Annotated in this window: 13 protein-coding genes and 1 pseudogene; 10 read left to right on the top strand and 4 right to left on the bottom strand. The window is 40.2% G+C overall.

Annotation, left to right across the window (positions count from 1 at the left end):
- The first annotated feature begins 2 nt into the window (after positions 1 to 2).
- The 5 genes from AB6T38_RS09165 (at position 3) to leuD (ending at position 5,352) form a co-directional block, all read left to right on the top strand.
- Positions 3 to 1,034 carry an MBL fold metallo-hydrolase gene (locus AB6T38_RS09165; RefSeq protein WP_372547031.1) on the top strand — a complete coding sequence of 344 codons (1,032 nt, stop codon included), beginning with the start codon at positions 3 to 5 and terminating at the stop codon, positions 1,032 to 1,034.
- A gap of 473 nt (positions 1,035 to 1,507) precedes the next feature.
- The gene (locus tag AB6T38_RS09160; RefSeq protein ID WP_372547030.1) at positions 1,508 to 2,395 is read left to right on the top strand and encodes an alpha/beta hydrolase family protein; all 888 of its coding nucleotides are present in this window, start codon (positions 1,508 to 1,510) and stop codon (positions 2,393 to 2,395) included.
- Between the two features lie 428 nt (positions 2,396 to 2,823).
- Entirely contained in the window at positions 2,824 to 2,964 is a 141-nt protein-coding gene (locus tag AB6T38_RS09155; protein ID WP_372547029.1) for a hypothetical protein, read from the top strand.
- Between the two features lie 319 nt (positions 2,965 to 3,283).
- Positions 3,284 to 4,711: a 3-isopropylmalate dehydratase large subunit gene (leuC, locus tag AB6T38_RS09150; protein ID WP_372547028.1), complete on the top strand. Its 1,428-nt coding sequence runs from the start codon at positions 3,284 to 3,286 to the stop codon at positions 4,709 to 4,711.
- Positions 4,711 to 5,352, top strand: coding sequence for a 3-isopropylmalate dehydratase small subunit (gene leuD / locus AB6T38_RS09145; protein WP_372547027.1), 642 nt, complete (start codon positions 4,711 to 4,713; stop codon positions 5,350 to 5,352). Before leuC ends, leuD begins: the two co-directional genes overlap by 1 nt.
- 163 nt (positions 5,353 to 5,515) lie before the next feature.
- Here leuD and AB6T38_RS09140 read toward each other — a convergent pair whose 3' ends face one another.
- The 3 genes from AB6T38_RS09140 to AB6T38_RS09130 form a co-directional block, all read right to left on the bottom strand.
- Positions 5,516 to 6,262 (bottom strand): hypothetical protein, encoded by a 747-nt coding sequence (locus AB6T38_RS09140; protein WP_372547026.1) that lies wholly within the window; start codon positions 6,260 to 6,262, stop codon positions 5,516 to 5,518.
- A gap of 8 nt (positions 6,263 to 6,270) precedes the next feature.
- Positions 6,271 to 7,464: an FAD-dependent oxidoreductase gene (locus tag AB6T38_RS09135; RefSeq protein ID WP_372547025.1), complete on the bottom strand. Its 1,194-nt coding sequence runs from the start codon at positions 7,462 to 7,464 to the stop codon at positions 6,271 to 6,273.
- A 357-nt stretch (positions 7,465 to 7,821) separates the two neighbouring features.
- Entirely contained in the window at positions 7,822 to 8,769 is a 948-nt protein-coding gene (locus tag AB6T38_RS09130; protein ID WP_372547024.1) for a hydroxymethylglutaryl-CoA lyase, read from the bottom strand.
- A gap of 122 nt (positions 8,770 to 8,891) precedes the next feature.
- On the opposite strand from AB6T38_RS09130, the pseudogene AB6T38_RS09125 reads away from it, so the two are divergent.
- Positions 8,892 to 8,951: pseudogene (locus AB6T38_RS09125) on the top strand (sortase B protein-sorting domain-containing protein); the annotation flags it as partial.
- A 579-nt stretch (positions 8,952 to 9,530) separates the two neighbouring features.
- Complete coding sequence (locus AB6T38_RS09120; RefSeq protein WP_372547023.1) at positions 9,531 to 10,334, top strand: GntR family transcriptional regulator; 804 nt, start codon at positions 9,531 to 9,533, stop codon at positions 10,332 to 10,334.
- An 801-nt stretch (positions 10,335 to 11,135) separates the two neighbouring features.
- Here AB6T38_RS09120 and AB6T38_RS09115 read toward each other — a convergent pair.
- Positions 11,136 to 11,843, bottom strand: a complete 708-nt coding sequence (locus AB6T38_RS09115; RefSeq protein WP_372547022.1) for a Crp/Fnr family transcriptional regulator — start codon at positions 11,841 to 11,843, stop codon at positions 11,136 to 11,138.
- Between the two features lie 726 nt (positions 11,844 to 12,569).
- Here AB6T38_RS09115 and AB6T38_RS09110 point away from each other — a divergent pair.
- The 3 genes from AB6T38_RS09110 to AB6T38_RS09100 all read left to right on the top strand — a co-directional run bounded on the left by AB6T38_RS09110 (position 12,570) and on the right by AB6T38_RS09100 (position 15,308).
- Complete coding sequence (locus tag AB6T38_RS09110) at positions 12,570 to 13,724, top strand: iron-containing alcohol dehydrogenase (RefSeq protein ID WP_372547021.1); 1,155 nt, start codon at positions 12,570 to 12,572, stop codon at positions 13,722 to 13,724.
- Positions 13,725 to 13,791: 67 nt separating this feature from the next.
- Entirely contained in the window at positions 13,792 to 14,652 is an 861-nt protein-coding gene (locus AB6T38_RS09105) for an oxaloacetate decarboxylase (protein ID WP_372547020.1), read from the top strand.
- Positions 14,653 to 14,672: 20 nt separating this feature from the next.
- A complete protein-coding gene (locus AB6T38_RS09100; protein WP_372547019.1) occupies positions 14,673 to 15,308 on the top strand; it encodes an isochorismatase family protein in 636 nt (211 codons plus the stop codon).
- Positions 15,309 to 15,316 lie beyond the last annotated feature (8 nt).

Raw genomic sequence — 15,316 nt, 5'->3', positions numbered from 1 at the left:
TAATGCCTAAACTTGCCCATCTAATTAAACAACTAACAGTGTTAACTTTGCTTTTCTCGGTTCACTGTTTTGCAAATCAACAAGACCTAGTAAACGAAGAGTCTAAAAACGCCTCATTTGAACTTATCGTGTTAGGTGATAGCGGCGGCATTGAAGATGGTAATTTAAGTGCGTTTTTATTACGTTCTGTCAAAAGTCACAACTATGTCGCTTTAGATGCAGGGACAATAGTGAATGGCATAAATCAAAGTGTAAAACAAAATGCCTTTGCAGATTTGCCTATTCGTCATAATCCAAACTGGTCAACTTCAGGAACTATTTTAAGGGACCACGTAAAAGGTTATTTAGTAAGCCATAGTCACCTTGATCATATTAATGGTCTGTTAGTCGCCTCTCCTGAAGATACAAATAAGAATATCTATGCTCTGGCATCGGTGAATAAGATGATTGGTGAGACCTACTTTAATGGCATAGCTTGGGCAAATTTCACAGACCGTGGTAGGCCGCCTACTCTAAATAAATATCACGTTGTTGATCTTCCCATCGGCGAACCTATTAGCGTTACCGATACTCAGCTAAAGGTGACGGCATTTAGCCTCAGCCATCCCGTTGAGTCCAGTGCCTTTGTGCTTGAGAACGGCAGTGATATGTTTGTGTATTTCGGGGATACAGGTGCAGATATTGTCGAAAAACAAGGAAAACTTCAGGTTATTTGGCGCTACCTTGCAAAACAAATGCAACATAAACAGCTGCGTGGCATGGTAATCGAAGTGTCCTTTGAAAATGAACGTCCACACAATCTGTTATTTGGTCACCTTACTCCAAAATTATTAATGCAAGAGCTACATAGTTTTGCATCTAAAGTTGGCGGAAAAGCTCCACTGCAAGATCTCAAAGTAGTGATTAGCCATATCAAATATACCCTAGCCAACAACCTCAACCCGCGGCTTAAAATAAAACAGCAACTGGATGAAGCCAACAATTTAGGTTTGCAGATTATCATTCCAGAACAAGGTCAAAAGTTGGTGTTTTAGGCTTTTGCGGAAAGTCTTAATCTTTAAATTGTTATTTATATGAATTGATATTATAACGCTGTACTAAAGCATTAAGGCGAAAAATTCAGCTACGATTAACCATCAGCATAGCCTGCTTTAATTTCTTCCATCGTATGGATACTAGAAGTTTAAACCTCAGGTGTTTCACTTTAACTGAAAACAATAGGCATGTTCATCACATATAGACCGATACTTATTACTGCGATTAATAATCTTTTACCAATTTACATTTGTTAGTCCCTTTTGATGGTTTTAATAACCTAACAGCAGAAATTTTCACGTGTATTAACACATGTCAATAATTCAATTTTTTACGGCTCAACTCCAGCTCTGAATAGATCTTATTAGCCCTCAAGCGGAGTTGATTGTTATCAAATTATTTTGCTGGGAATAGTGCTATATTTACGATTACTCGTGCAAATTCTTAATCGAAAACCTCAGGAGTAAAAACGGTGCTTTTTTCACCTTACTTACGACAATTATTCAAGCATTTTTTACTGAGTGTAGTTCTCGTCTTTACGGTTTCTATTCAATGTTTTGCCTTAGAACCAGAAACTTTAATCCTAAACCTAAAAGAACGTGATGTTTCAGTTTGGAAATGGCAGGCAGAAGGTAAAAAGCAAGGCATCATACTCTTTTCGCACGGTGCATTTTCTGCACCATGGAAGTATAAGTTGCTGATCCAACCATGGGTTGAACAAGGTTTCACCGTCTATGCCCCTCTGCATATCGATTCAACTGATCATCCAGAAAAAGACAAATACACCCACAACATGTCGTGGCAAGCGAGATTAGAAGACATGCAAATGTTAGCGGATACTTATGGTGGCGAACGTTATATTGCTGCTGGACATAGTTATGGCGCGCTAACGGCATTAGTAAAAGGTGGCGTAAAGGCGACGATTCCAGATGGAATGAACCCATCACAATCAGATCCTAGAGTAGCCTTGGTGCTAGCCTATTCGCCCCCACCAGCGATGCCCGGTTTAATTGATAAACAAGGGTTTTCAGGATTGGCAGTACCCGCTTTGATTCAAACCGGTACCGATGACATCCCCATGGGCGCTTCTTCAGATTGGTCCGCACATCTTGATGCATACGAAATGGCGCCAGCAACACACGATCATTACGCCATTGTACTTGATGATGTAGACCACTATTTTGGTGGTGCCATTTGTCGTCCTGAACTAGCGGGTCCCAAACAGCTAGCAGAACTTAATCAAACCAGCGACATTTCTGCACTAATGATTAATGGCTATTTTTTAGCTAAAGATGACGCCATTGACCAGCTTACTTCCTTACTCTCTCCTGTTGGGCCAACAGCCCTTAGTCGAAAGTAACAAAGAAAGAAAATAGTAAACAAATGAAAGCCTGATTTTAGTAAATAAATCAGGCTTTTATCTTTGTTTAATAAGTAAACCCCAAATTCTTACTTCCAACATTGATATTTGTCATTGCGTAAAAAAGCCCGCCCGCTACTATGGCTTGAAAATATCCACCATTAAAATTCTGTTGGAGTCATTCGCTAATTAAGCGAAATGAGTCACCTAAATTAAATACCTGAGTAGAGTAAATTTGATGGGAAAAATTATGAGTTGTCGTTTAGGCCTTAATGTTAGGGGCACCTTCACTGATTTGCGCCTCATCAATGAAATTATAGAGCAAACCTACAGCGCCAACGCACCTTCCTCTCCCACGAATAGTCAGTTGGTGTGTTAAACGGTATTGCCCGTACCCCTACATTGCCCCAAAACAAATTCATAGGGTAATGCACGGAACCATACTGGCAACCAATGCAGTATTAACTGAAAAAGGAGCCGAATTAGGATTGCTTACAGCCCAAGATTACGAACAAACCTTGCAGGTAGCTAACTCGTTTTGTTCCGGCCGTTTATGGGGAAAATTCTGATGTGCGCAATTATCATAGAAACCAATAAAACCCACTACTACGGGTTGATGTAATCGCGACTGAAACACTCACAGATAAACTTCGTGAACAACGTGACGAAATCCGACTTTTCGACCAAAGTGGCAGTATCGAATAGATTAAACGCTGGTGTTTACAAGAGACACATCTACCAGCACCCATAACCCCCTCATTTCAACAAGTGAGAAGTTAAGCTACAAAACAATGAAATTCAGATAATGCCGTTGACAAAAGGTTAACGGTGCATTTCAGGCAAATAGCGGAATAACTATCCGTAAATTAAATTTGGAGATCAAATTAGATGGTTACTCAAAATAACCCTAAAACCCTTTACGACAAACTATGGGAACGCCGTTGTATTAGCACATCGGAAGATGGTATGTCGTTGATCTATATCGACAGACACATTGTACATGAAGTCTCATCAGCACAAGCTTTTGAAGGTTTACGTGCAGCAAACCGACAACTCTGGCGTCGTGATTCGGTCATTGCCACCCCAGATCATAACGTTCCCACTACCGATCGTGAAGCTGGTATTGCAGGCATTACTGACGATATTTCGCGAATTCAAGTGAAAACGCTAGATGACAACTGCCATGATTTTAATATTCGTCAGTTTGACCTTAAGGATAAACGTCAGGGAATAGTACATGTAATCTCACCGGAGCAAGGCCTGACGTTACCAGGAATGACTATTGTCTGCGGCGACTCTCACACAGCCACTCATGGTGCATTTGCTGCATTGGGCGTGGGCATAGGTACATCAGAAGTTGAACACGTAATGGCTACTCAATGTTTACAGCAACGTAAAGCAAAAAATATGTTGGTGGAAGTTAACGGTAAACTACATTCAGGGGTGACAGCCAAAGATGTCGTGCTATATGTGATTAGTAAAATTGGCACCGCAGCTGGCACTGGCTGCACCATCGAATTTGCAGGTTCAACCATACGCGGTTTGAGTATGGAAGGCCGCATGACCGTTTGTAATATGGCCATTGAAGCCGGCGCACGGGCGGGGCTCGTTGCCTATGACCAAGTCACTGAAGATTATATTAAAGGTCGCCCTTTCGCGCCTAAAAATGAACTTTGGGAAGAAGCCACCGCAATGTGGAAAGACCTACACAGTGATGCTAGTGCGAATTTTGATATTGAATTCCAATTTAAAGCAGAAGAGATTAAACCCCAAGTAAGTTGGGGTACATCACCGGAAATGGTGATGTCAGTGGATCAACTTATCCCTACCCCAGCATTATACGAACAAAAAGCAGAAGACTATCAAAAAGCCCTTAATTATATGGGGTTAACAGCTGGACAGCCGATCACCGATGTGGCTTTAGATCGTGTTTTCATTGGCTCTTGCACCAACTCGCGCATCGAAGATATTCGCGCCGTTGCACACGTTGTGGAAGGGAAAACAGTGGCTAAAACCATCAAACAAGCATTAGTGGTACCTGGCTCTGGTTTAGTTAAACAACAAGCTGAAGATGAAGGTTTAGATAAAATCATTTTAGCTGCGGGCTTCGAGTGGCGTGAACCCGGCTGTTCCATGTGCTTAGCAATGAACGCGGACCGTTTAATGTCAGGTGAACATTGTGCATCAACATCGAACCGTAACTTTGAAGGCCGCCAAGGTAGTGGTGGTCGTACTCATCTCGTTAGTCCATCGATGGCGGCTGCGGCAGCCATTGCTGGTCACTTTGTTGATATCACTCAAGATGGAGTTCAATAATGAAAAAATTCTTATCTCACACAGGAACGGTTTTGCCGTTTGATCGCAGTAATGTTGATACTGATGCAATCTTGCCAAAACAATATTTGAAGTCCATTAGTAAATTCGGCTTTGGCGATTGGTTATTTGATGACTTACGTTATTTAGATCCCGGTGATGTTAGAACAGAATGTAAAACCCGCAGAGTGAATCCAGACTTTGTTATGAATAAATCACAATATCAAAGTGCCAACATTTTACTTGCCCGTGAGAACTTTGGTTGCGGTTCAAGTAGAGAACATGCAGTGTGGGCGTTAAGTGGATATGGTATCAGGGTTGTTATAGCCCCTAGCTTTGCAGATATTTTTTATAACAATTGTTTCAAAAGCGGTGTATTACCTGTTGTATTGCCTACAGATGTGGTGGATAGTTTGTTCAAGTTAGCAGCTCAACAAGAAAACATTGAGCTAACTGTTAACCTAGAAAATTGTACGGTCAGTTATGCTGGTGAGCAAAGTTGGTCATTCTCTGTAGATGAAACTAGACGACAAAATTTGTTACAAGGCCATGATGAGATTTCTATTACCTTACTGCAAAAAGAAGCCATTCAAGATTTTGAAAATAACTTAAAGTCCTCAGAAAAGTGGTTGTTCAGCAACTAATTCTAGCAAATTCCCCTAGCTTCACTAAGTAAGTCAAGGGGAATAGAAAAACCGGTTATTGAAAACTCAATATCCGGTTTTTTATTGTTTAATTATTTAGAATGAACTTATATCACCGCCCAAATTGCCTCATTCGCTATTGGGATAGTAATAATATTCCATTTTAAAATTCTTCTAGCAACCGGCCAAAACCATTGACTTTATCCTTAATTCCGAAGGAACGTAAAGCGTGCCAATAAGTAGCAGTGTTAATTGCGATAACAGGTTTGCCCAACTCAAGCTCTAGTTTAGGTGCAAGGCTTGCCATGCATAGGTTAGTTCCGACTTGTATGATGGCATCAACGTCGTCACCATTTAATTTCGCAACCGTTTCTCTGATTAATGAAAAAGGCGTTTCCGCAATACTTATCCAACTCGGTCTTTCTAGTGGAATATCACGTACAGTTTCAAATCCGTGGTCACTAAAAAAGTGCTCAACTTCTTTATTAGCTACTGGGAAGTATGGCGATAAGAAGGCAACCTTTTTGATGCCACCGATGGCATTCAACGCAGCGGCCACTGACTCTGACCCCATTGAGATTCTTAGACCAGAAAATGATTCGATGCGATTTTTCCAGGCTTCTGCGCCCTTTGCACCACCGTAAAAGGTAACCGCTGACATTCCCATTACTAAGTAGTCTGGCGCACAAGTAAGCACTCCTCTTACGGCTTCTTCTGTACCCTGGTCGATCAAATTAGTACCAGCGATAAAGCTTTCATTGGAAACCGCGTTTGCGTCTTCAATTACGATACGGCTGTAATGATTTGTCACACCTGCAGGTCGCATATCATCAAATTCAGGCTGTACTATAGTGTTAGTCGAAGGGCCTAATACACCAAATTTAGCTCGATATCCGAGTACATCTTTCATAATAATTCCTATTTGATTTTATTAGCTTCTTCAAGGCTTATAAACATGGCTTGTCGTCTAAGAAACGCTAAACGCTTATCGTCATCATTACAGATATCGTGCATTTCTTGTAAACGCATGGCATGGTTTTCTTCCGAGCTATGCTCCAACAATTTTTTGTTCTGCATGGTTTGCGCTTGAATAAAACTATGGGTAACAGGGCGACGTTGGGCGTCATACAACTCAAAGTTTGCGTCATCATGACCTTCAGTAAGGTTTAACTTGATTTTATCCGCTAAATTCCAGCCGTCATGGATCCCGCTGTTCATGCCAAAACCACCTAAGGGGTTGTTCATGTGACATGCATCTCCCACTAAACAGACTCGACCATGGTTAAATTTCTTAGCAACGCGCTGGTGAACCCGATAAATAGTTCTGTGTTCAGTTTCCACGTCTTCACGACCTATTAGATCACGAAATACTTGGTTTTTCTTCTCATCCGATAGTAAATAATCGTCTGACTGATCTTCACTAGCAGGCACCAAAATACGCCATACACTTGGCACTCTAAGCAGTACCATCCATTCTTTTGGATCGGACACATAACTCACATAAGCGAGGTTGTCGATATAGTCTTTTAACTCAACTTTAGTTGATAGAGTTAAGAATTTTTCAGGATAGGTAAAGCCTTCAAATTCAACTCCTAACCATTTACGAATAATGGAATTACCACCGTCTGCCGCGACCAAATATTTGGCTTTCACTTTTTCGATGGCAAGAGGACCTTCAAGAGCAACCTCAACACCATCTGCAGTTTGTTCAAAATGAATTACACGGTGACTAAATTTCACTTCTGCTTTTGGATGGTTATTTAACTTTTCAGCTACCATGCTAGCTAATACATGCTGTTCACATTGTAAGCGATAAGGAAATTTCTCTTTGCCCTCTAGTTCCGATAAATCAAACTCAACAACTTCGCCGGTTGCACGTTCGCGGAAATGATAAATCGGTGCTTTTAAGCCGCGTTCAATTAATTCATCAGCCATGCCTAATTCATCTAGCATTTCTAACGTGGGCGGATGGAACGTTGAAGCACGCAAATCAACTGCGCAATTTGGACCTGCTTCACATAACATGACATCAAACCCCATACTCGCAAGTCGATAAGCAGTAACGGTTCCCACTGGTCCTGCACCTGCCACAATGATTTGTGTTGATTTCATAGTAACTTAACCTTATACAATAAGTGAGTATTCACTTCCATTTGATGTGCACTTTTTAAAGGCTGAAAATATATGAAATATTTTGCAATAGCCATTAAAAAACCCACAAACCAGAGCGTAAACTTTTTTAAATAACTTAACCTAGATATAAAATTCAAATTGGTTAAGTCTTCACATTGTTAATCTATCGTTATCGAAGCAAAAGCTCTTTGATAATTGTCAATCTAGATTCACTAATTTATATTATTTCTGCCGATGCCAAATTGACTTGCGAAAAATACTGACTAGGATCTAGCGGATACTGAATTAGCAATTTCCATGATTTGACTTATCTAAGAGATAAAGCTTAATGGCTAATTAGTATTGTGCTGTTGCCATTTCAAACCCTTTTGGCAATCCTGCGTCTGGTGTAAAACCATATAGTTCAACACTAGCCGGGAGGCTTTCTTTAAGTATTTGTCTAGCGCATAGTAAACGTTGGTAACTCACCCCAGTTTTTAACCCCATACCTTCCAGTAAAAACACCAAATCTTCGGTAATAATATTACCCGAAGCCCCAGGAGCAAAGGGACAACCACCAATACCAGCCATAGAAGAATCAATTGTTTTTAAACCAACTTCAAGGGCCGTCATCACATTAGCTAGACCTTGCCCACGGGTATTATGGAGATGTATACCGGTAAGTTTGTCTTTTCCAACAACATCCCAAATTCCCAAGGTTAAGCGCTTCACTTGAGTGGGAGTGCCGAAACCTGTGGTATCTGAAAGGCCAACTTCATCGCAGCCAGCTTCGACTAGCTTTTCTGCCATCTCAAAAACTTTGGAGTCAGGTACATTTCCCTCTAATGTACAACCAAAAGCAGTAGACAAACCGCCTTCTAAAATAATTTTATGGGAAGTATCTGACTGATCAATAAGCTCACGTATTTTTACCACTTCCTCAATAACTTGAGCGTGAGTACGACGCACATTCTTCAAACTGTGGGTCTCTGAAACCGAAAGAGGAATTGTGATTTTATGCGCACCAGCTTTTACCGCATTCTGTGCGCCACGAAAGTTAGGTACTAATACGGCCACATTTAAACCAGGAATTGTCCGAGCATGGGCAACGATTTCAGCTGTATCAGCTAATTGAGGAAGTACACTGGCTGGGACAAATGAACCTACCTCAATCTCAGGAAGACCCGCTTCGGCTAATGCACTAATCCAGCGTTTTTTATCACTGGTGGACATAATTGATTTGATACTCTGCAAGCCATCTCTTGGACCTACTTCACTAATTTCCACGTCGATTTCTGATTTCATTGAATATCACCAAGAATATAAAGACATAAATATATATCATTCGATCATTAAGTTCAAATAAATAAGGAACCAGCAGATAAAATAAGTTGCTTAATAAAACAAAAGGAAGACATTAAACTGTTGTATTAATAATTATTAGTATGGTTTATTTATTGAGAAAGGTTAGAAGAGGAGCACCTTAAGCTATTTTAAAGATTGTGAAGCTTGGTTAAATCAATACTTAAATGCATTTTTTGTATACATACTAAGAACATTTTGCATCATTGTTGCACTAATAGCACTTTAAAAAATGTAAAATACGCTTAAGAGATTTAAGCGCAGCAAAATTAAAGCAGACAAAGCTACAATTAGCACTCTTGTGAGCTTAGCGAAGCAGATTTTTGTAGGGAAAGTGAATAACAAAAATGCTATATCTGTGGTTTTAGAAAACTTAGAAAAATTCCTGGCTCAAGAGCATGTTTTAACTGACTCTGAGTCATTTAGCTTTTGTGCATAAGATGTATTTACCAAAGATAAACCAGCAGCCCCTAGAAAGACTGGGCTCAAAAAGCGAATTATCTGATATAGTTAAAACTGCCTCAGCCCATAAATGGTAAGCTTGGTCAACAAAACAGGCAAAATAAGAATTTTTACACTAAAGCTGGTGAAACCTTTGATTGTTTAATATGCAACCGCGCTGTGAAAAGGTATAATGACTTGTTAATAATTCTTTTGTGAGTTCTATATCGTTTAAAATACACGACGACTTGAAGGAAAAAAATTTGTCTAAGTTAACTATTATAAAATCACTTAAACAGTATAGCCGACACATTGGCTTAGAATGGAATGGACCCACACCACTGTATCACAAGTTGTACAGCTTATTAAAAGACCAAATAATCGACGGCACCATCAGTTATGGTGCTCAATTACCCTCAGAGCAAGAGTTGGGTGAAGCCTTTAAGTTATCTAGGATAACGGTAAAGCGGGCTATGGATGAACTAGCAGCAGAGAAATTGGTAGAACGTCGTCGTGGACGTGGTACTTCGGTTACCTATAAGTACAAACCAAAACCAGCCAAATCGCCATTAGTTGGATTACTCGAGAACATCGAAACTATGGGACGACATACGTTATCGAGAACCATAGAAATTTCACAAACCGTACCTCCGGCTGACATTCGTGAAGCCCTTTATATGAAGGATGGTGAAACGGCCTGTCGTCTACTCCGTGTTCGTTTAACTGAAGATGAAAAAATTCCTTACGCCTATTACATCAGTTGGACCTTGACTCCCGCGGATACGTTCAATGCGGAAGCTTTAAATAACCACACCCGCATCGAACTATTAAGACAAACAGGTATCAATATTTCTCGTATCGACCAGATTATCAGTGCTGAAGTAGCCAATGCAGAGGTTGCCAGAGAACTCGACATCCGTGAAGGAAGCCCACTCTTAGTGCTTGAACGCCGCTCCTACGATTATAAGGACAAACTTATTGATATTCTTTACTGCCGTTACAATCCGTCAATTTTCCAATATCAAATGACAATGGATCTAGATAGCAATAAAGAGAATGCGCAGTAATTAGTGATTCTCTTTACGAAATAAGCTAATTCTTTTTTATTGAGCCTTATAATACAATTATAGTAAGCATGGCCCCAAGGTTCTGGAAATATTTAAGCAGAAGGTAGCAATGTACAACCGACTGTCCATCCCATATCTAAAATAGCTTTTGGCCAAGTTTCCGGTAATTTAGCTGCATACGGGACGCGTCATAACGTCATTATTTAGTCCCACTTACCCTAACTCATAAATTACTCATCGATCGTAAAATGCTCCTGAAGGCTTATATATACGCCTTCAGGACCACAATAACCATTAGACATACAGTGGTATCTAATTAAAAGATAAACTTGGGAACGAAAAAGTCTTCATCGACTGTTAGCGTGCCGCCCGCTTGCTACTTGCCAGGCACATCATCTCAGGTAAACAGGTCACAAGCTTCTAATTACAGTCATGGGTATATCAGCTTGCTGCCATAAATGAGCAAAATTTCAACCTGATAGTCCTGCGTAAATAGTCAACACTTCCGTCTTACCTCTTCGCCAAGTGAATGAAGGGAAAAGAATCGCTCCAGCTAAAGTTGCGCTGGATTGGAGAAGTGGTCTGCTATTTAATTTCATTTCGAATTTGCAGTTCGTGAATAAGGTTTGAGAGTGAGTAGACTATACAACGTAAGGATACCGAAGTTTGCATGGGATTCATTTTTAGAAATGATATTTGTCAATACACAAAGCAAAATGTTTAATCGAATGATCTAATGGATATTTGACGCTTGTAATAAAACTGCGGGCGCGTCCTTGCCACAGTAGAATCAGTGTTAAATCAACACTCGGCCAATTCACTCACAGCCGCTAAGTTTAAAATTTGTAGGTGGTTTAATTTGGGAAAAGCAACCAACTTATCTGCTTTTAACTTTGCTAAACTGCGGCTAACCGTTTCAATGGTCGAACCTAAATAATCTGCCATATCTTGGCGGGACATATACAGATCAACTCGATCGGGGCGCGCACCCGGCAGCCTTTCTAGTAGTTGCATGAACAAAAAACATAATCGTTCTAAGGCTTTTTTCTGACCTAAGACATAAAGGTGATCCATCACTCTCGAGAATATCCGTGATTTAATTTGCTCCATATTCTGTTTTAAATGGTCCACTTCCTCACTCAAGATATTTAAGCGTTTACGACTGAACTTATACACTTCAACTTTAGTTAGGCAACGCACAGCACAGTCATATTTCTCAGAATGGATCAAACCAATGACATCACCTGGGAATAGAAAACCAATAATTTGGCGTTTGCCATTGCTGAAGATACGTTCGATAGCCACTGTCCCGGAGATCACATTGTAGACAAAATCCGCTGGAGCATCTTGACGAAATAAATACTCTCCTTCATTACACTTTGACAGCTCGGCGGAGCCCTCTAATCGATCCAACTCATTGGGCGTTAGATTCTGAAATAACAAACATTCATCGAACACATTATTAAAGTAAATAGGATGTATATGCTTGGGCATAAATACTGTTGACATATCATTATTCCTTTTTAATAGGAGAATTACATAAATTTGCATTTGTAGCAAGCACTTAACTGCCTACAACTGGTGTAACTTTAGAGATAAAACAGCATATCAAAACCCTGAATTTTGATATTTATCAATATTTTCAAACACTTATTGGTTACTTTTACTTCAGAAAATGAATATATGATATATCAATAGTATTTAAGCTGGTTAAATTGAATTCTCTTGGTGCATCATTTCACCGCAGATTTCCTTATTTTTCGACAATACCTGATAATGTGTTGATTAGGCTTTCCACCTTCCTTAATAGCTTTGAGAGATAATTCACCTAAGCTGAAAGCATAAAGTGCGACTACATTAATAGCTTCCATTTAAAGACTTTATGCGCTTAATTAAACCAATCGAAACAGTGAAGGCAGATACAAATTCTCAGTCAATCAGTTCAATTACGTTGTTTTGTGATAGAGACTCATGGTTTGTTTGACATTTGTCATAGCCAAATTGGTGTAAAAGTGCAGACTAGAGGAAGGGTACAAACTAAGTAAATTTCTTTAACTGCGGTTGTGCTCTCAGTAGCAAATGCACTTTGAACGTTTCAAATATTCTGGATGCGCATCAGCCTACTGTTAATTTATGTTTACTTAGAAACAGCATTGTATGAACACAAAATAGCGTAGCTTTATAAATTGGCGTTAAAAATCTGTGCTTTGAATTTCAGTGATAAAGGAGTCGCCCATGAGTACCGTTGAATTCATTACCGCGAATAAAATAGTTTGTAAAATAGGTGCGATTCAAGAAATTGCTGATCATTGTCGCCAGTTAGGTATTTCCCGCCCCTTGATAGTGACAGATCGCGGACTAGTTAAAGCCGGATTAATAGAACTGATCACCCAGCCATTGAATAAAGTTGGCATTACCGCGGTTATTTATAGCGATATACAAGCTGATCCTCCAGAAGCACTGGTTTTGTCTGCAACTGAGTTTGCTCAACAATTAGAAGTTGACGGAGTAATTGGCTTTGGCGGCGGTAGCAGTTTAGATGTAGCAAAATTAATAGCCGTGTTAGCAACCTCCAATCAAACATTGCAGAGTATGTATGGTATTGGCCAGATTAAAGGTAAACGTCTGCCGTTAATTTTATTACCAACTACTGCAGGAACTGGCTCAGAAGTCACGCCAATTTCCATTATCACCACAGGTGAAACTACAAAATCGGGTGTCGTTTCAGATACTTTACTGCCAGATATTGCAATCTTAGATGCCACTCTAACCATTGGCCTTCCTCCGGCAATTACCGCAGCAACGGGTATCGATGCAATGGTGCATGCAATCGAGGCCTTTACCGGAAAGATTAAAAAGAACCCCTACTCTGACATGTTAGCAAAAGAAGCTTTACGATTAATGTCACAAAACCTTCTAGAAGTAGTCGAGAACGGTGCTAACTTACAAGCTCGTTCAGACATGTTATTGGGTGCCTTAATGGCAGGCCAAGCTTTCGCAAACTCACCCGTTGGCGCAGTTCACGCGTTGGCTTACCCATTGGGCGGGAACTATCATATCCCCCATGGATTAAGCAACTCTCTGGTATTGCCCCATGTCTTACGCTTTAACGCACCCAAAGCGGCAGACTTATATGCGGCATTACTACCTAGCATATCAGCAGGGAAAATAACTAACTCAGGAAGCAAAGGATGTAACGTCTTTATCGAACTTATCGACAATTTGATCACTGATGTGGGCTTACCTAAAAATTTACAAACAATGAACATTCCTCAAGAAGATCTTGGGAAGTTAGCAGACGAAGCGATGCTGCAACAAAGGTTATTAGTTAATAACCCCCGCGAGGTAACTCGTGAAGATGCCCTCGATATATATAAATCAGCGTACTGAAAATTCACTCACAAGCTGTTTCATGTGCATCGGGATTTTAATGAATAAGATAGTAAAGAGTTAACAAATGGCTAATCCAATACTTAAAGAAAAATTAGAAAAAGGCGAATTTATATTTGCCCCTGGAATTCAAGATATGATCGCAGCTGTGATTGCTAACAAGGTTGGATTTGATGTTGTTTACGGAACAGGTTACTGGTTAACAGCGTCTGCGTACGGTATTGCTGATGCGGGAATTGCAACCTACACGCAAATGGTAGATCGCATGCGTACTTTAGTACAAACCAGTGATGCTGCTGTTATTGCTGATGCAGATACTGGTTATGGTGGGTTGCTAAACGTTCACCATACGGTACGTGGCTATCAAGAAGCTGGCGTCACTGCAATACAGATCGAAGACCAAGAGTTTCCGAAACAATGCGGTCACACTCCCAACCGAAAAGTGATACCAGTTGAAGATATGGTCGAAAAAATTAAAGTTGCAGTAGATGCGCGCACTGATGAAAATATGTTAATAATAGCCCGTACTGATTCTCGACAAGCCGAAGGATTAGATTCTGCAATTGCTCGAGTTCAAGCATATTATGAAGCGGGTGCCGATATTTTATTTATTGAAGCCTTAAAGTCAAAAAATGAAATGCGTAAAGCATGTGCAGAGGTAGCAGGACCTATGTTTGCTAACATGTCTAACGGTGGCGCAACGCCTATGTTAACTGTAGAAGAAATGAAAGAATTGGGTTATGCCATCGCTATAGCTCCTTCATTGACCAGTTTAGCAGCAGCTAACGCTATGGAAACAGCATTAATTGCCATGAAAGAACAAGGCAGCCCCGTACCTGACGGTATCCCAGTTAATGATTTCAGTGAATTCTGTTCGTTAATTGGTTTCGAAGACGTTTGGAAATTTGAAAAAAAGTGGGCTAAGTAACAAGTATTAAAGAGAAATATATGACTATTAGTGAAAATATCGATCAGAACTATGCAAACGTTTATAACAATAAAGTCGGTTATGGTAAAAAACCGGCCCTGTTATTGATAGATTTTGTTGAAGCTTATTATGACAAATCATGCGAGCTTTATGCCGATGTAGAAGATGCACTAGCCTCTGCGCAACGGGTACTTGAAGCGGCAAGAAAAGCTGGCATTTTAGTGGTTTATACCAATGTTGTTTACCATAAGTCTGGTGTTAATGGCGGAGCATTCTTTAAGAAAGCAAAGCCTTTACGCTACTTTACTGAAGGTTCACCAATGGGTGCGTGGGCGGGCTCACTCAATCCTACCGAAGATGAGTTAGTTATCTCCAAACAATATCCCAGTGCATTTTTTGGAACATCTTTAAGTTCGACTTTAGCAGCGCACGGTGCGGATAGTGTAATTTTAACCGGTTTAACTACCAGTGGCTGCGTTCGAGCCAGTTGTGTTGATGCCTGTTCCCATGGTTTTATTCCTATCGTCGTTGAAGAAGCATGTGGTGATCGTCATGAGGCTCCGCACAAGGCCAACTTATTTGATATGAATGCCAAATATGGTGATGTAGTCAGTGAAAATGAGATCATCACTTATTTACAATCATTGAATGCTTAATAAACCTC

Origin of the sequence: Aliiglaciecola sp. SL4 (genome assembly GCF_041538045.1) — a bacterium.
In the GTDB taxonomy this organism is placed as follows: Bacteria; Pseudomonadota; Gammaproteobacteria; order Enterobacterales; family Alteromonadaceae; genus Aliiglaciecola.
The sequence above is the reverse complement of the archived record's forward strand: the minus strand, read 5'-3'. Positions and strand labels throughout refer to the sequence as shown.